Annotated in this window: 9 protein-coding genes; 3 read left to right on the forward strand and 6 right to left on the reverse strand. The window is 41.2% G+C overall.

The annotated features are described in order from the left end of the window. Positions 1-91 precede the first annotated feature (91 nt). From IPJ53_15840 to IPJ53_15850, 3 genes are read left to right on the forward strand one after another with little or no spacing between them, the layout of a single operon-like run. Positions 92-1,495, forward strand: a complete 1,404-nt coding sequence (locus IPJ53_15840; protein ID MBK7800574.1) for an arginine decarboxylase — start codon at positions 92-94, stop codon at positions 1,493-1,495. 32 nt (positions 1,496-1,527) lie between these two features. Further along, the gene (gene speB, locus IPJ53_15845; protein MBK7800575.1) at positions 1,528-2,409 is read left to right on the forward strand and encodes an agmatinase; all 882 of its coding nucleotides are present in this window, start codon (positions 1,528-1,530) and stop codon (positions 2,407-2,409) included. Position 2,410: 1 nt separating this feature from the next. Further along, the gene (locus IPJ53_15850) at positions 2,411-3,385 is read left to right on the forward strand and encodes a deoxyhypusine synthase family protein (protein MBK7800576.1); all 975 of its coding nucleotides are present in this window, start codon (positions 2,411-2,413) and stop codon (positions 3,383-3,385) included. Positions 3,386-3,858: 473 nt separating this feature from the next. Here the strand turns inward: IPJ53_15850 and IPJ53_15855 are convergent, their stop codons facing one another. The 6 genes from IPJ53_15855 to IPJ53_15880 all read right to left on the reverse strand — a co-directional run bounded on the left by IPJ53_15855 (position 3,859) and on the right by IPJ53_15880 (position 18,562). Continuing rightward, on the reverse strand, positions 3,859-9,714 hold the full coding sequence (locus IPJ53_15855; protein MBK7800577.1) for an HYR domain-containing protein: 5,856 nt from the start codon (positions 9,712-9,714) through the stop codon (positions 3,859-3,861). After that, positions 9,678-10,247 carry a hypothetical protein gene (locus IPJ53_15860; protein ID MBK7800578.1) on the reverse strand — a complete coding sequence of 190 codons (570 nt, stop codon included), beginning with the start codon at positions 10,245-10,247 and terminating at the stop codon, positions 9,678-9,680. Before IPJ53_15860 ends, IPJ53_15855 begins: the two co-directional genes overlap by 37 nt. Positions 10,248-10,286: 39 nt before the next feature. Further along, the gene (locus tag IPJ53_15865) at positions 10,287-10,724 is read right to left on the reverse strand and encodes a hypothetical protein (GenBank protein MBK7800579.1); all 438 of its coding nucleotides are present in this window, start codon (positions 10,722-10,724) and stop codon (positions 10,287-10,289) included. 539 nt (positions 10,725-11,263) lie between these two features. Then, positions 11,264-17,677: an HYR domain-containing protein gene (locus IPJ53_15870; protein MBK7800580.1), complete on the reverse strand. Its 6,414-nt coding sequence runs from the start codon at positions 17,675-17,677 to the stop codon at positions 11,264-11,266. Between the two features lie 33 nt (positions 17,678-17,710). Continuing rightward, positions 17,711-18,091, reverse strand: a complete 381-nt coding sequence (locus tag IPJ53_15875) for a hypothetical protein (GenBank protein MBK7800581.1) — start codon at positions 18,089-18,091, stop codon at positions 17,711-17,713. 33 nt (positions 18,092-18,124) lie between these two features. Further along, positions 18,125-18,562, reverse strand: coding sequence for a hypothetical protein (locus IPJ53_15880; GenBank protein MBK7800582.1), 438 nt, complete (start codon positions 18,560-18,562; stop codon positions 18,125-18,127). Between the last annotated feature and the right edge of the window lie 241 nt (positions 18,563-18,803).

Here is an 18,803-nt window from a genome sequence, read left to right on the forward strand (position 1 = left end):
CGATCAATAATATATTTGAATCAGGATTAAGAATTTACCACATTAACGGGCATAAATAGTATTTTTGGCCTCTACTATACGATTCGACTAAATGGTACACAATAAATACTTTGATCTCATAGATCAATCCTATTACTTTCCCCAGGATGGCTTTGATCTGGAAAAAGATGAATTGATCTTTAACGGGATTCCACTCATGATGCTGATTGAGAAATATGGCACCCCTTTTAAAATGACCTATCTCCCCAAAATCGGAGACCAAATTAAAAAAGCCAAAAATTTCTTCAATAAATCCATGAAGTCCGTGGGTTACAAAGGCAAATATTTTTATTGCTATTGCACCAAGTGCTGCCATTTCTCTTATGTGTTGGAAGAAGTGCTGCAGCATGATGTACAGCTTGAAACATCTTCTGCTTTTGACATCGACCTTATTCTGAATTTATACAAAAACGGCAAAATAGATAAAGAAAGAATCATTGTCAACAATGGATTTAAAACCAAACAATATCTTCACAACATTGCCAATCTGATTAATTCCGGGTTCAAAAATGTAATCCCCGTTATTGATAATAAATTTGAATTTGATTCCTACGAACAAATGGTTCATAAAAAAACCAAAATGGGCATTCGGGTTGCAACAGAAGAGGAACCAATGTTTGAATTTTATACTTCAAGACTGGGCATCAGATCATCTGAAATTGTGCAGTTTTGCAAAGACAGGTTCACCAACCATTCGAAGTTTGAATTGAACATGCTGCATTTTTTTGTTGATACCGGTATTAAGGATACTACTTATTATTGGGGCGAACTTAAGAAAGGAATTAAAACATATATTGAATTAAAAAAGAATTTTTCTTCTCTTCAGGCCATTAATATTGGAGGGGGACTTCCCATTAGAAATTCACTGGGTTTTGAATTTGATTACAAGTACATGATCCACCAAATCGTGCAACTGCTCAAGGAAGCCTGTGAAGAAGAAAACATTGAAGAACCGGATATCTATACTGAATTTGGAAAATATACAGTTGGAGAAAGCGGTGCTACCATATTCTCGGTGTTGGAACAAAAGCAGCAAAACGATTCTGAAATCTGGTACATGGTGGACAACTCCTTGATGAACACTTTGCCCGATAGCTGGGGGATTGCAGAACGTTTTATTTTGCTGCCGGTCAACAAGTGGCACAACGAATATCGCAGAGTTAACATTGGAGGATTGAGTTGTGACAATTCAGATTATTATAATACGGAAGCACAAAATCAACAATTGTTTTTACCTCAATACGAACGTGATGATAAAGAGCCTTTGTATTTAGGTTTTTTCCATACAGGAGCCTATCAGGATGCTTTGTCAGGTTATGGAGGTATAAAACATTGCCTCATTCCTTCCCCAAAACATTTGTTGGTGGATAGAGATGAAAATGGAAATCTGGTAGATTGGGTCTACAGTGAAGAGCAGACTGCAAAAGATATGCTAAAGATTCTGGGTTACAAATAGAACTTATTTTTTTTAAAAACGGTTTTCAACATATGAATAAATCCTATAAGCTTGCCACTAAAACATATGCAGGCATTCCAGATAAATTCGCGAAAGCAGATAAAGCAGAGGTAATTCTTACTTCTATTCCTTATGATGGAACGAGTACCTGGGGTAAGGGTGCTGACAAGGGCTTTAAGGCCTTTCTATTTGCATCAGAGAATATGGAACTGTTTGATATAGAAACCAACTCAGAGCCATACAAGCACGGAGTATTTCTCGAAAAGCCATTAGAGGTAAAAAATGACAGTCCGGAACAAATGGTTAAGAAGGTTTACAAAAAAACCAAGGACTTATTGAAAACAGAAAAGTTTCTGACTTTTTTTGGCGGAGAACATTCAGTCAGCATAGGAATATTAAGAGCATTCGCTGAAAAGTATGACAATCTTACCGTACTTCAGTTGGATGCACATACTGACTTAAGACAAGAATATCATGGAAGCAAATACAACCATGCCTGTGCCGTCGCTGAAGCTCAGAGAGATACCAATCTTATCCAAGTTGGAATCCGAAGTATGGACATTGAAGAAAAAAAATACCTAGAGCCTACCAAAGTCTATTTTGCACATAACATCATGGACAATGATTACTGGATGGAAGAATCCATCAAAAAAATGACTGATAAAGTTTACATCACTTTGGATCTCGATGTATTTGATTCATCATTGATGCCCAGTACCGGGACTCCGGAACCCGGGGGGATGGAATGGTACCAGGTGTTGCAATATTTGCGCATGGTATTCCAAAGGAAAGAGGTGGTTGGATTTGATATTGTCGAACTCGCACCCAATCCTAATAATCCTGCGCCAGATTTTTTGACAGCTAAGCTTTACTACAAAATGCTTGCTTATTTATTTGACAAAAAAAGATCTTAAAATGAACAAGGGTCCTGTTTCTCAATTTATTGCTCATCATTACAGACATTTTAATGCAGCCGCACTCCTGGATGCAGCCAAAGGGTATGAAACTCATTTACTGGAAGGAGGTAAGATGATGGTGACACTTGCAGGAGCTATGAGCACTGCGGAGTTGGGGGTTTCGCTGGCTGAGATGATTCGCCAGGGAAAAGTAGATATTATCTCGTGTACAGGTGCCAATCTTGAAGAGGACCTCATGAATCTTGTGGCCCACAGTCACTATAAAAGAATTCCAAATTACCGTGACCTTACACCAAAAGAAGAATGGGAGCTTCTTGAAAAAGGCCTCAACAGAGTTACGGATACTTGTATTCCGGAGGAGGAAGCCTTTAGAAGACTCCAAAAACACATTTTTGATTTATGGAAAGAAGCAGATGATTCAGGAGCGCGATATTTCCCGCACGAGTATATGTATAAAATGTTGCTCAGTGGTGTGCTTCAACAATATTATGAAATAGATCCGAAAAATTCCTGGATGATCGCAGCCGCTGAACGCAACTTACCAATCGTATGCCCGGGTTGGGAAGATTCCACTATGGGAAATATTTTTGCTTCCTATGTCATCAAGGCTGAAATTAAGGCCAGCACAATGAAAAGTGGAATAGAGTACATGGTTTACCTGTCTGATTGGTACAGAAAAAATTCTGCCGGAAAAGGGGTGGGATTTTTCCAGATTGGAGGAGGAATTGCAGGAGATTTTCCAATTTGTGTAGTACCTATGATGTATCAGGATCTCGAATGGCACGATGTTCCGTTTTGGTCTTATTTCTGTCAGATTTCAGACTCTACAACTTCATACGGTTCCTACTCTGGTGCCGTTCCCAATGAAAAAATAACCTGGGGTAAATTGGACATCCATACGCCAAAGTTTATTGTAGAAAGTGATGCGACCATTGTAGCCCCTCTGATTTTTGCCTGGATTTTAGGTTGGTAAATTAAATCCTCTATCCTTTAATTTCTCCTTTCTAGTTTGAAGGGTTCATAGCGTTCTTTTATTTGAAATTCGTTTGAGTTTTCGATCAGACTTTTATTCATGTGCTACTTGCCATTCACCTCTTGCGTCTCCACCAGACCAATTAATTCTTATTACCTAAGTATCACTCATTTCATAATTACTTAATAATGCTCCGGTCTAGTTAAAGACCAAAGATTCTGCAATCGATTTTTCGTTGTTTGAATTTCACAAATAATATTTCGTTGGCCTTTACTATGTATGAATAAGCCTTAAAAATGGACTAATATTTTATTGACTTTTAGGGCATAAAAAAAGCCCCTCATTTCGCTCTCCTTGCAGAGAGTTGATGAGAGGCCATCCCAAAAACCGATTTTACTTAGACAGGGCCTCCTCTATTTCTAGAGGAGGCACCCGCTTTGTCTTATCGTCTCATGAAGACTTTAGTCAGTTGATTACTCAACTACTAACATCCTCTTTGTTGCGGTGTGGTTTGTTGCATCCAACTGATAGTACAACAGTCCTGTAGCATTCAAATCGCCTTTGCTGATCTGGTAGCTGTTCAAGCCTTTTTGTCCTTTCAACTCGTACACTCTTACTACTTTTCCAGTAACATCGTATACGGTCAGTTTTACTGCACTTGCTTCAGGTAAACGGTATTTTACTACAGTTTCTTTAGAGAATGGATTTGGCTCGTTTTGATACAACTCAAATACTCCACCTTCCACAACTCCTTTGTCTGTGCGTACGCCCATTCTTACCTCTTTCACTTCTTCTGATGCATTGTATGCCTGTGCTTTTGTCACATCACTTGTGATCGCAAACATCTGGCTTACTTTTCCATTTCTGGTCGCTTTGAATACCAACGTAAACAATTCTGCATCTTTTCCGAAGCTTTCTCCCTTGTTAGAGTTCCAGCTGGTAGTGATGATTCCTTCGTTTAATCTGTTCGTTCCAAAGTTTGCTTCTGTTGCTTTCAACACGCCACCTTCCATTCCTTCGAAGATCAAGCTTGACTTGTCATACTTCAATGTGAACTGGTAACCGCTGATGTTGTTGAAATCGCTTGACTTGAAGCTTACTTTATAGCTTTCTCCAGCTACTACGCTCTTCTCATCAACTTCGATGTTCAACACGCCATTGGTTCTGCTTTGTGTGTTGCTTGCATTGCTTGCTCTTGCATCATTGGTAACATCTCCCATTTTAACAGCTACAAAGTCTACTACTTTGTTGTTGTCCAACATCAAAGAACTTGTTCTTGGTGCATTCCATGGGTTGTTTGCATCAGGGAATACATAACCGGCTGGTACGAATGTCCAGGATTTTACTTTGCTGAACTCACTGGTCAAACCAAGGATCAACTTACGTAATTCTGACATATCCGCTGCAGTTACACTTCCACTGTTGTTTACGTCTGCTGCTATCAATTTGTATGCGCTGTTCAATGGAGTCTGACCTAAGATATGTTTTTGAATCTTAACGATATCTTGTGTTGTGATTCCATTGTTATGCTCATCGTTTCTGTTTGGACTCACCATGTAGTTTACATTTAACTTCAGATCGCCGAAGCTGTATGGGCTTCCTACTCTCTGTGCCATCATGTTGCCATTGTTGTACAATTGCATGTCTACTGGGTTCGCTACATCGCCACCTTCTGTCTTAAGATTTCCGGTGATTTTTCCGAATGATCCTGTGTTAGGACAGATGTCTTGATTGTCTTGTACGATCACTACTGTCTTGCAGTAATCTTTGTTTCCTTCTTCGTCTTCTACCCACATTTCAACTTCGATTCTTAACTCATCGTTTTGTCCCTGAGCTACGAAATCTGCACAACATACGTTGATGAATGTTTTGGTATCGTCTCCGTCAAAGTAGAACTTCAAGTTCTCTTTTGCAGTACAGTTGTCATAACTTCCGTGATCAAGATCTTTTGCCCAGATCTCAACACAACCAGAAGCTGGCATAGGTACTGTGATTACTCCTGTCAAGCAGTATGGTGTTGGTGCTTTGCAGTCTTTGATTTCAAATAAGCTTTCGCATACTCCAACGTTTCCGCAACCATCTTCTACAAACCACTTGATTTTGTGGATACCTATTGGATAAGTTCCGCTTGCATCGAATGGATTGTGATCGTCATCTGCAAATGGATTGTGGCTGTATTCAACAGTGTCTCCAGCTGCATATTGCTTTCTGGTCAACGTTCCTACTCGGAAGTCATATCCTCCGTGTACGCCTTTTCCATCATTGAATGCGTCTATTTTGTATTCCCAGAACAACCAATCCAATGGGCTACAGTTGTCTGTTGCATCTGCTGTAAGTGAAATGTGTCCAACACAGATTCCCAATGCTGGGTCTATCACTGCCGGCTCACATGGGCCTACGTTGCATGTTACTACAGGTCTGTCCTGATCTCTTACTTTGATCACTTGTAATGCTTCCCATCTTCCAAAGTTTGGATCGATGAATGGATCGTACTGACACCAGTCAATAACTACCCATCTTCTCAATACTTTGAAACATGCATCCGGCTCTATGTTGAAGATCTCATCGAAGTATTCGATAGATAATAATGCACAGTTGTCGTCTGCATTGTTGATTACTTGTGGTCTTCCTAATTGTGGATTGTCAGGGCTGATGTCTGCGCCACATCCGTCGATCGTTACCGGTGTCTGTGTACATACGCCATTTGGCCACATTAAGTCTGTATATCTTGGATCGTTACAAGTTACATCATCCACATAGAATGGATCGCAGTCTACAAACCAGATAGTCTGGATGGCAGTTACGTTGATGTTGTTTGGTCCTTGTGTGGATACAATTCTTTGGATTACTCCTTGTCCGCACTCTCTAAGGTCATTTACGGTGATGGTTGGGTTGCTTCCGCAGCCACTTAACACATATCCGTCAAATCCCCATACTAACTCATATTTTCTGTCCCAATGTGCAGTGTCGAAATACTGATAGTAGTATTCGCATGCTTGATTTGGTGCAGGTTTTGGAACTGCGTTGGTCTGTACATATCCAGGATATCCTGTATAGTCATTTCTTTCGCAGAATTTGTAACATACTAAGTCTTTTGTTACTACTTTCTTCCTATCTCCCAAGTTTGTAACTACTCGTCCGAAGGTAGCATCGTTAGGATCTGTAAGTTTGGTAATGTCAAACCAGAACCAGCAGCTTACTACGATATTTGGTGGAGCTACTACTGTAGGTACACTCTTATTCTGTACTTCCACCTCAATCATACAATCGCTGAATCTTCCGTTCAACACACTGCTTGTGCTGGTCATTCTGATTGGTGCAACCGGACCTGCGCCTGGATCTACATCAAATACCCTTAACACAACCATTACTTTGGTTCCTACATCTGCACAGCAGAAATAAGTACAATCGTCAAAGTAAACTTGATTTCCAGCTAAGATGCTGTTGTCATCTCCGTTTACTCCGCTACATGCTACTACGTTGTTAGAGTTGCTACCGTTGTTGGTTCCCAACAACTCAGCCATTCTGATCACTTTGAAGTAGATGTGTGGTTGACAGTTGTCAAATGATCCTTCGTCAAATGATTCTGCACATACTTTTGCAAGATTTGATCCAGGAGTTTGATTTCCGTTGATGCTCACTGTAGTTATTGAACGACAGATAGCTTGTGGCGGAACTCGGTCAACTACGTTCAACACTACTCTTTTCTTAGTAATGTTTCCGCAGCAATCGATTGCATTGATGTAACCGATTTGGATTCCTTCAGGCATGTTTACTACTACATAACCAGTAGTCTCATCGCCAAGAACTGTTCCTTGCTCAACTTCAACAGTGTAATGTACTTCATTTGAACAGTTGTCTATAATCCAGGCTGGTGGAACTTCCCAACGGCCTACACATGCATAAGATTCCATGTTTACTCTTGCAGAATCCGGATAAAGAACCTGTGGTCCTTCTACATCTGTAACTTTGATGATCTGGTTATGTCCACCTAAAACGCTGGTACACCAGTCCATAACAGTCCACTGTCTCAACACTTTGTAACATCCTACAGGACCTGCATCGCAGCCTGGAGTTGCAAGGTTGAAAACGATGTCTTTGTAAGTAACACTCAAGTTAAAGCACTCAGCTCCACCTGGTTTTCCTGTTCCAACCCACATGATGTGGCGGTTAGGTCCCCAGCACAATGGATTTGTTTGTGACCACTGTCTGTGTGATGGATAGTATACAGGATCAGGATTTGGATGTCCAAACCATGGGCTGTTTACATCATCGATACAGTTCCATCCCAATACTCTTGGTAATCTTCTGTTTGGATATTGGTCAGGTTGGTTAGGATTAGCTCTCCAGAATGCAGAGTCCAAAATATATCCATCCACGCACTCAGGGAAATCTGCCATGTGTGGGGTAACATTTTTGTTTCTGTCTATCTTCTCATCGCAAGCCAACATTGGTTGGTCTAAGTTATCATAATTTGGTGGAACGGTAACATCAAACAAATCACCCAAACCTATCGTAATAGTTTGTACACAAGTCGCTCTGTTTCCGGAACCATCCACAGCAGTCCAGGTTCTCAAGATTCTTCTTGAATAACCAAGCGCACAATTTCCTTGTGTGCTGTTGTCTCTGTAAGAAAGACTTGCACCACCACAATTTTCAACTACTGAAGGAACTCCTGTATTAGCAGGGATCGGATCAATCGCACAAGAGAAAGTTGCATCGGCTGGACAAGTAAGTCTTGGAGCAATTTTATCTTCAACAGTAGCATGTCCCCAGCAGCTGTTGCCGGTTGCAGGGTCACGTACAGTAAGTTTTAATTCTTTACCAATATCTGTTCCGTTAATTTGAACACCGGCTAGATTTGGATTACGGTCGATTAAACCACCACCTGTCCAGTATCTCACTTCCACAATGTAGTTATCATAACATGAATATGGACCTCCTTCGAGTACCATGTCAGCATTGATGGTAGCAGAACAATTCTCGTCCAAACTTATTTGAATCTCATCGTTACAAGCTAAAGCTCTTGTTGGATTTGCATATGCATTTACACATACATCAAATTCACAAGTAGCTACGTTTCCAGCTGCATCGGTTGCTCTATAGCATATTCTTGTACATCCTATAGGAAAAAAGCATCCGGGACCATATGGCGCACCACACGTTTGTACAAGTGGTACCCTTGTAGAGGTTGACAAATTGTATCCTATAACTCCAATCCAGTTAGCTCCTCCAAATCCAAATGAACTGTTGATGAAAGGAGCAGCGAACTGTCCACCGGTATAAGTAGCACCATCTATTGGTGTATTGATATTTGCATCACCCATCGCTGTACCTCCACAACCTGAAAATAAGGATGCATTGGTACCTCCGGTACCCGCAGCATGAATGTAAATACCTCTTCTCTCACCAGTACCCATCGTTAAGCAACCTACAACAGTTGTCTCAGTTTGGATAGGCGCGCATCTCTTAATGGTATCTGAACGAGTGCCGGTCAAGAGATCGAAACTGTCAATGGTATTGGTAAACTGTCCACCAAATCGAGGAGTTCTGGTAGCGCACTGAGTCCAGGCACCAGGAGTGGCCTGTACAGGTACGTGACTACCTGGAGCAGTTGTATAATAGATTGTGTGGGGAACGTTAGCAAAAGCCCGTTCTCCCAGTAACTGAAGATTTAATGGCCCTCCAGAAGTGTTGATCAAGTCAAACATCACACCCCAACTATTTGCTCCTCCTGTAATTGACCAGTAAGATGCAGGTGGTAAACAAACAGTAGCTGTACTTCTGTTCCCAAAATAAGCACCGGCAGGACAATTGTCCATCGCCATAAATGCAGGTGCGTCCCAAGAAACCTCACATTCTCCAGGACCCGCATTCAAAGTAACACGATTTCCTTTAGGACATGCTGGCACTAGAGTTGGTGCCTCTAAATCTCTAACAGTCACCTGTTGAGGACCCCCAATTACAAATCGACAGTCATTGGCTACTATCCAATATAAATTGTACACTCCCGCTGCTGGAAACAATATTCCAGGGGATGTACATGCGCTGCCCGTTGTATTTGGATCACAAACACTAGCAGCTGTTATTGGCGTAGTTGAATATCTAACGGCAGATGTACATGTAGGATCTACACTAAGACATGCTACCGGTGACGGCACACAAGTCCCTGGCGCAAAAGATACTGTCACCGCTGCTGGTATTACCGGCAATACAGGATTAGCTGCCATTACCACTGACCAGCTCAACATAGGACCACTATCCCCACCCGCTTGATCATAAAATATTAACTCTAACACATCATTTGGCACCACTGCCAACGAGGCCACAGTTGATAAGGTTGCTGTTGGTGATGTTCCACATATAAAACCACCAGCCCCTTGAGGTCTAAATGTATTAGAAAAGGAGCAGCTCCCGCTGTTATAGGTGAACAAGCTGCATTATCACAAAATTTGGTATTGGTAAAATTGTCATTACTTCCACCGTTAGCGAAACTTAGTCCCAGTACTTGTCCAGTCCGCCTGTTTCTAATATAGATTAGAAGGTCACTATCCCAAGTATGGTTGAAATTAAGATTTACACTGGATACCTGGTATCCACTACAGTTCCCAAATGATGCAGGCGCAGTGGCTGTAAATACAGTTCCCCCAGTCCAGGCAACTCCCGGAGAACCTCCTCCGTTAAAATTGGTTTGGGGTACAACCCCGCATCCTCCAGTTCCTGAGTAAGGAATTGTGCTGTTTCCACCGTTGTTGATTGTGCTTCCGGGAATCGTTACTACAGGTTGTGCATACAACCCGGTAACCATCACCATCACTATCACAAACAACTGGCAAAGCCGATTGTAAAATGGTTGATTCATGAGATATGAGTTAATTGATTATAAAATTTTGAAATTAGGTTACGATTTGAGAACTTGTATCAATGATTTATATTCAGCTGTGTTTAATATTGCTTCAATACTGGAATTCATATCAATAGAATTCCCATTTCTTACAACTAAATTGCCAAATGTATCAAAGTCTAAACTACTCAAGAATACACTGTAAGTATTCATGTTTTGGTCCGGACGATTTATCAAAGCATCCAATGTACGCTGATAGATCTTCACCGTAGACCAAAGAGCAGATCCTTTTCCTTGCTGTTGTGCCTCCCCCTGCACCTTAGCAAATTCTGTCGTCAAATCCTGTATCGCCTGCGGTACAGGCTTTAGGTTTGGAATATTATAAGTCTGGGCAACAACTTGGTCTTTTCCTACCAGTCCTGCAACAAACATAAAAATAGCCACCATGGCCAGCCTTGAAATGAACCCTTTAAGAGAAAATTTCGTTTTTTTCATGAGATTTAGTTTTGGTTTATGTTAATAATATATTATAATTCAATACTTTACAACTAATCATTTGGAATTCCAAATGAGACTTTTTATAATAATTACCAAACTAAAAATCAAACCAAAATGCACGTTGCATTATGGACATCAAAATAACTCCTGGTTCAGGAATCATCTGAATTTTACATTAAAAACGACTTAAATTTCTTTTGGATGCTTCGTCCGAGAGGAATGAAAGTCTTGAGTTTGGTAAATATTAAATAGCACCCTAATTCTAAGGCACTAGTCGGCTCAAAGATACAAATGCTGCTATTACAGCTAATACCAATATATAAGTATTTAAAATATTATATATTATTGTAATTTGAATACAGAAATTTTTATCCACAAATGTCCTTATAATAAAAAAAGCCCCTCATTTTGCTCTCTTTGCAGAGAGTTGATGAGAGGCCATCCCAAAAACCGATTTTACTTAGACAGGGCCTCCTCTATTTCTAGAGGAGGCACCCGCTTTGTCTTATCGTCTCATGAAGACTTTAGTGTGTTGATTACTCAACTACTAACATCCTCTTTGTTGCGGTGTGGTTTGTTGCATCCAACTGATAGTACAACAGTCCTGTAGCATTCAAATCGCCTTTGCTGATCTGGTAGCTGTTCAAGCCTTTTTGTCCTTTCAACTCGTACACTCTTACTACTTTTCCAGTAACATCGTATACGGTCAGTTTTACTGCACTTGCTTCAGGTAAACGGTATCTTACTACAGTTTCTTTAGAGAATGGATTTGGCTCGTTTTGATACAACTCAAATACTCCACCTTCCACAACTCCTTTGTCTGTGCGTACGCCCATTCTTACCTCTTTCACTTCTTCTGATGCATTGTATGCCTGTGCTTTGGTCACATCACTTGTGATCGCAAACATCTGGCTTACTTTTCCATTTCTGGTCGCTTTGAATACCAACGTAAACAATTCTGCATCTTTTCCGAAGCTTTCTCCCTTGCTAGAGTTCCAGCTGGTTGTGATGATTCCTTCGTTTAATCTGTTCGTTCCAAAGTTTGCTTCTGTTGCTTTCAACACGCCACCTTCCATTCCTTCGAAGATCAAGCTTGACTTGTCATACTTCAATGTGAACTGGTAACCGCTGATGTTGTTGAAATCGCTTGACTTGAAGCTTACTTTATAGCTTTCTCCAGCTACTACGCTCTTCTCATCAACTTCGATGTTCAACACGCCATTGGTTCTGCTTTGTGTGTTGCTTGCATTGCTCGCTCTTGCATCATTGGTAACATCTCCCATTTTAACAGCTACAAAGTCTACTACTTTGTTGTTGTCCAACATCAAAGAACTAGTTCTTGGTGCATTCCATGGGTTGTTTGGATCAAGGAACATATAACTGCTTGGTACGAATGTCCAGGATTTTACTTTGCTGAACTCACTTGTTAAACCAAGGATCAACTTACGTAATTCTGACATATCCGCTGCAGTTATACTTCCACTGTTGTTTACGTCTGCTGCTATCATTTTGTATGGGCTATTCAATGGTGTCTGACCCAAGATATGTTTTTGAATCTTAACGATATCCTGTGTTGTGATACCATTGTTATGCTCATCATTTCTGTTTGGACTCACCATGTAGTTTACATTTAACTTCAGATCGCCGAAGCTGTATGGGCTTCCTACTCTCTGTGCCATCATGTTGCCATTGTTGTACAATTGCATGTCTACTGGGTTCGCTACATCGCCACCTTCTGTCTTAAGATTTCCGGTGATTTTTCCGAATGATCCTGTGTTAGGACAGATGTCTTGATTGTCTTGTACAATTACTACTGTCTTGCAGTAATCTTTGTTGCCTTCTTCGTCTTCTACCCACATTTCAACTTCGATTCTTAACTCATCGTTTTGTCCCTGAGCTACGAAATCTGCACAACATACGTTGATGAATGTTTTGGTATCGTCTCCGTCAAAGTAGAACTTCAAGTTCTCTTTTGCAGTACAGTTGTCATAACTTCCGTGATCAAGATCTTTTGCCCAGATCTCAACACAACCAGAAGCTGGCATAGGTACTGTGATTACGCCTGTCAAGCAGTATGGTGTTGGTGCTTTGCAGTCTTTGATTTCAAATAAGCTTTCGCATACTCCAACGTTTCCGCAACCATCTTCTACAAACCACTTGATTTTGTGGATACCTATTGGATAAGTTCCGCTTGCATCGAATGGATTGTGATCGTCATCTGCAAATGGATTGTGGCTGTATTCAACAGTGTCTCCAGCTGCATATTGTTTTCTGGTCAACGTTCCTACTCGGAAGTCATATCCTCCGTGTACTCCTTTGCCATCATTGAAGGCGTCAATTTTGTATTCCCAGAACAACCAATCCAATGGGCTACAGTTGTCTGTTGCATCTGCTGTAAGTGAAATGTGTCCAACACAGATTCCCAATGCTGGGTCAATCACTGCCGGCTCACATGGGCCTACGTTGCATGTTACTACAGGTCTGTCCTGATCTCTTACTTTGATCACTTGCAATGCTTCCCATCTTCCAAAGTTTGGATCGATGAATGGATCGTACTGACACCAGTCAATAACTACCCATCTTCTCAATACTTTGAAACATGCATCCGGCTCTATGTTGAAGATCTCATCGAAGTATTCGATAGACAATAATGCACAGTTGTCGTCTGCATTGTTGATTACTTGTGGTCTTCCTAATTGTGGATTATCCGGGCTGATGTCAGCACCACATCCGTCGATCGTTACAGGTGTCTGTGTACATACGCCATTTGGCCACATTAAGTCTGTGTATCTTGGATCGTTACAAGTTACATCATCCACATAGAATGGATCGCAGTCTACAAACCAGATGGTCTGGATTGCAGTTACGTTGATGTTGTTTGGTCCTTGTGTGGATACAATTCTTTGGATCACTCCTTGTCCGCACTCTCTAAGGTCATTTACGGTGATGGTTGGTGCGTTTCCGCAGCCACTTAACACATATCCGTCAAATCCCCATACTAACTCATATTTTCTGTCCCAATGTGCAGTGTCGAAATACTGATAGTAGTATTCGCATGCTTGATTTGGTGCAGGTTTTGGAACTGCGTTGGTCTGTACATATCCAGGATATCCTGTATAGTCATTTCTTTCGCAGAATTTGTAACATACTAAGTCTTTAGTTACTACTTTCTTCCTGTCGCCTAAGTCTGTTACTACTCGTCCGAAAGTTGCATCGTTAGGATCTGTAAGTTTGGTAATGTCAAACCAGAACCAGCAGCTTACTACGATATTTGGTGGTGCTACTACTGTAGGTACACTCTTGTTCTGTACTTCCACCTCAATCATACAATCGCTGAATCTTCCGTTCAACACACTTGTTGTGCTGGTCATTCTGATTGGTGTAACCGGGCCTGGACCTGGATCCACATCAAATACTCTTAACACAACCATTACTTTGGTTCCTACATCTGCACAGCAGAAATAAGTACAATCGTCAAAGTAAACTTGATTTCCAGCTAAAATGCTGTTGTCATCTCCGTTTACTCCGCTACATGCTACTACGTTGTTAGAGTTGCTACCGTTGTTGGTTCCCAACAACTCAGCCATTCTGATCACTTTGAAGTAGATGTGCGGTTGACAGTTGTCAAATGATCCTTCGTCAAATGACTCTGCACATACTTTTGCAAAATTTGATCCAGGTGTTTGGTTACCGTTGATGCTCACTGTGGTGATTGAACGACAGATGGCTTGTGGCGGTACGCGGTCTACTACGTTCAACACGACTCTTTTCTTAGTAATGTTTCCGCAGCAATCAGTTGCAATGATGTAACCGATTTGGATACCTTCTGGCATGTTTACTACTACATATCCACTGGTTTCGTCGCCAAGAACAGTTCCTTGCTCAACTTCAACAGTGTAATGTACTTCATTTGAACAGTTGTCTATAATCCAGGCTGGTGGAACTTCCCAACGGCCTACACATGCATAAGATTCCATGTTTACTCTTGAAGAATCCGGATAAAGAACCTGTGGTCCTTCAGTATCTGCAACTTTAATTACTTGATTATGACCTCCAACGATACTGGTACACCAGTCCATCACAGTCCATTGTCTCAACACTTTGTAGCATCCTATAGGACCTGCATCGCAACCAGGGGTTGCTAAATCAATTACCACATCTTTATAGGAAACAGCAAGATTGAAGCACTCAGCTCCGCCTGGTTTTCCTGTTCCAACCCACATAATGTGGCGGTCAGGTCCCCAGCACAATGGATTTGTTGGTGACCACTGTCTGTGTGATGGATAGTATACAGGATCAGGGTTTGGATGTCCAAACCATGGGCTGTTTACATCATCGATACAGTTCCATCCCAATACTCTTGGTAATCTTCTGTTTGGATATTGGTCAGGTTGGTTAGGATTAGCCAACCAGAATGCAGAATCCAGAATATATCCATCCACGCACTCAGGGAAATCTGCCATGTGTGGAGTAACATTTTTATTTCTGTCAATCTTCTCATCGCAAGCCAACATTGGTTGGTCAAGGTTGTCATAATTTGGTGGAACAGTAACTTCAAATAAGTCACCTAATCCTATTGTAATGGTCTGAACGCAAGTTCCTCTGTTTCCGGAACCATCAACTGCAGTCCAGGTTCTCAAAATTCTTCTTGAATAACCTAAAGCACAATTTCCTTGTGTGCTGTTGTCTCTGTAAGAAAGATTTACACCACCACAATTTTCTACTATAGATGGTGTTCCTGTATTTGCAGGGATTGGATCAATCGCACAGGAGAAAGTTCTATCTGGAGGACAAGTAAGAACAGGAGCAAGTTTATCTTCTACTGTCGCATGTCCCCAACAGCTGTTGCCGGTAGCAGGATCACGAACAGTTAATTTTAACTCTTTTCCAATGTCATTGCCATTTATTTGTACTCCTGCAAGATTTGGATTGCGGTCTATCAAACCACCACCTGTCCAGTATCTTGCTTCTACGATATAACTGTCATAACAAGCATAAGGACCTCCCTCAAGTACCATATCAGCAGTGATGGTAGCAGAACAATTCTGATCCAAACTAATTTGAATCTCATCGTTACACGCTAAAGCTCTTGACGGATTGGCATAAGCATTTACACAAACATCAAATTCACAAGTGGCCACATTACCGGCGGCATCAGTAGCTCTGTAACATAATCTGGTACATCCAATTGGGAAGAAGCAGCCAGGACCATAAGGTGCTCCGCAAGTTTGTACGACAGGCACAACACTGTTGGCAAACAAATATTCAAAATCACCATTAAACATCCTTACTGAAAAAGTACCTGCAACGTTGAATGGTGTATTAGCTGCACCAAACTGACAACGACTGGCTCGCACGTCAATACCAAGATTCGGGTCTCCCTGAATTGTATTGGAACATGGTGCTGCCGGATTTACATAAAAGTAAGATCCTCCATTCGGTGAATAGATGGCAATACCTCTGGTTTCACCAGGGCCAATGATGGCGTTACTTACAACAGTAGTGTCGAAAATAGTTTGTCCTTGACAATTAATTCTGGAAACAATATTCTGTGTTCCAATACCAAATTTTTCAAGTAACCTTGGATTTCCCGGAGGAAAGACAGGTTGTCCTACTTTGGCAGAATCTCCTGCAATTTGTGTCCATGCAGAGGCATTATTAGTTACCGGAACATAGGATCCCGGAGCACTGGTCATATAAATCCGGTACATATTTCCGGAAGCAGTCCAAGGCATAAAATGTAGGGCGGTCAATGCCATACTTCTACCGCTTGTATTGATCACATTAAATAGCAATCCAACAGAGAATCCTGCGGTACCCGCCAAACCATTGTTTGCATTAAGAGTACAACCGACTGCACGGGTACTGGCGCCAAAGAAGCTATTACCTGGACAATTGTCCATGGCCATGAAATTTGGAGCATCCCAGGAGACCTCACATTCTCCCGGACCAGCATTCAGATTCACTCTATTTCCTTTAGGACATGCCGGTAGGAAAGTAGGTAATTCTGTATCCAAAACAGTCACTTGTTGAGGACCTCCGACTGCAAATAGGCAATCGTTGGCCACTATCCAATAGATATTGTAAACTCCTGCTGCAGGAAATACAATTCCTGGAGCTGTACAGGCATTACCAATTGTGAGTGGGCTGCAAACAGTAGTTGCATCAACCAAAGTAGTTGAATATCTAATTGAACTGGCACAACTGCCAATCCCAAGACAAGCCACCGGCGAAGGAGTACATGTTCCCGGGGCCATAGATACAGTAATAGGTGCAGGAATAGCCGGCAAAGTTGGTGCAGATGCCAAAACAACTGACCAAGCCAACATCGGTCCTGTATCACCACCAATATCGTCATAAAATATTAATTCCAAAACATCTCCTGGCTGTATGGTCATTGCAGCCAAAGTGGAAATGGTTCCATTGGGATCGTTAGCACATTGAGAAGAGTTGATTAAGCCCTCAGGACGGAAAGTTCCTGTGAAGGGAGCTGTACCTGCAGAGACTAAAGGGCATCCCAAATTGTCACAGAATTTTGTATTGGTATAGTTATCATTACCAGCACCATTGTCTGTACTCAACTCTATAACCTGAGCAGTGGTTCTGTTTCTCAAGTAAAAATCCACATCTGAATCGAATGTATGGTTGAAGTTAACATTCACACTAGAAAGGACATAGCTGCCACACGTGCCATCTCCTAATGGACGAGGCAGTGTTAATGTAAAAACAGTGCCACCTGTCCACGCGGCACCAGGGGCTCCACCACCGTTTGCATTACTTTGAGGGACCACTGTACATCCACCGGTTCCGGTATAAGGAATAATGCTGTTACCCCCATTGTTTATAATACTTCCAGCAACAGTAACTACCGGTTGAGCTTGGATAAGACCAACAACAAACAGCAGGCAGATTACGACGGCCAATGAAGTTTTTGTAAATAATTGCTTCATGAGATTCATTTTTTTTTGTTCTTGAAAGGGATTTTAAAGCTTAAGTCTATTTAGAATGTATGAAAAATCACTAGTCCAACTTTTAGTTTTGTACAATTGGAAAGCCTCGGTATCTGTAATTCTATCCCACTTAACCGAAGTGTTCAGAAATGCAGAGGTAAGTGCATATTCTGTAGTGGGCTTGATTTGTGTCGGCTCATTTAAAAAATCAAGAATAGACATGTACAAGTCCAATCTTCTCTCATTAAGGGGAGATGGATTTGATTTGTATGCTTCTCCAGCAAATTCTAATTCTTCTCTGACTATCGTTTGAGCAGTCAAATTGTCTTTAAGGGCAGGATACACGCTTTGGGATTTTCCTGTGATACAGATCAAAGCGAAAATTGCCAGAAAGAAAAGCTTGGTAATCTTCATAAGGATTGATTTAATAATTTAATGATTGTGAGATTAGTTTTTTATGATTCTTATAAGGGATTGGTATTCCTGTGTGGCCAGCAAGGCCTTAATGGTGGCATCCATGTCCAATTGGTTGCCATTTTTAACTACCAGATGGCTGTATTCCTGCATATCCATGCTACTGAGGACTACATCATAAGTGCTCATGTTCGGATCAGATCTGTTCAGTAATGCATCCAATACCCTCTGGTAAACCTTTACAGTTGGCCAAAGTGTAGAATTCGGACCTTGTTGCTTTGCTGTTGCCAGCACCGTACCATACTCTAAATTAAGATCCTGATAGGCCTGTGTAGCAGATTTTAAGGTGGGTAGTCCGTAAGAAAGTGTTTGAGCAAAGCTCCGGGTGGAGGAGGCCATACATATGGTCAAGATTGCAAAGAACAAGAACTTAACAAAAGGACTCCTTGAATGTAAATTCGCTTGTTTCATGAGTTTTGGTTATATTGAAAAACAATCAAATCAAATATGTACCAAGTACCAAAAATGTCAATATCTGTTAGAATAGAGCCAAATCCGGCAAATGCCATTTATGTACCAAAACACAGATTTAAATAGAAAAAATTGCTGATAGAACCTCTTTTTAAACTCTAAATAGGATTTAAAAAGAAACGCAACTACTTAATAATGACTTAATTATCTTTTTGGATGCTTCGTCCTGGAGGTAATTAGT

The organism is Candidatus Vicinibacter affinis (assembly GCA_016714365.1).
GTDB lineage: Bacteria > Bacteroidota > Bacteroidia > Chitinophagales > Saprospiraceae > Vicinibacter > Vicinibacter affinis.

Bases quoted from the DNA above. Each gene is read 5' to 3' on its own strand.
- IPJ53_15870 (MBK7800580.1), bottom strand. From the start codon at position 17,677: ATGAAGCAATTATTTACAAAAACTTCATTGGCCGTCGTAATCTGCCTG.
- IPJ53_15850 (MBK7800576.1), top strand. From the start codon at position 2,411: ATGAACAAGGGTCCTGTTTCTCAATTTATTGCTCATCATTACAGACAT.
- speB (MBK7800575.1), top strand. From the start codon at position 1,528: ATGAATAAATCCTATAAGCTTGCCACTAAAACATATGCAGGCATTCCA.
- IPJ53_15865 (MBK7800579.1), bottom strand. From the start codon at position 10,724: ATGAAAAAAACGAAATTTTCTCTTAAAGGGTTCATTTCAAGGCTGGCC.
- IPJ53_15860 (MBK7800578.1), bottom strand. From the start codon at position 10,247: ATGAATCAACCATTTTACAATCGGCTTTGCCAGTTGTTTGTGATAGTG.
- IPJ53_15880 (MBK7800582.1), bottom strand. From the start codon at position 18,562: ATGAAACAAGCGAATTTACATTCAAGGAGTCCTTTTGTTAAGTTCTTG.
- IPJ53_15840 (MBK7800574.1), top strand. From the start codon at position 92: ATGGTACACAATAAATACTTTGATCTCATAGATCAATCCTATTACTTT.
- IPJ53_15875 (MBK7800581.1), bottom strand. From the start codon at position 18,091: ATGAAGATTACCAAGCTTTTCTTTCTGGCAATTTTCGCTTTGATCTGT.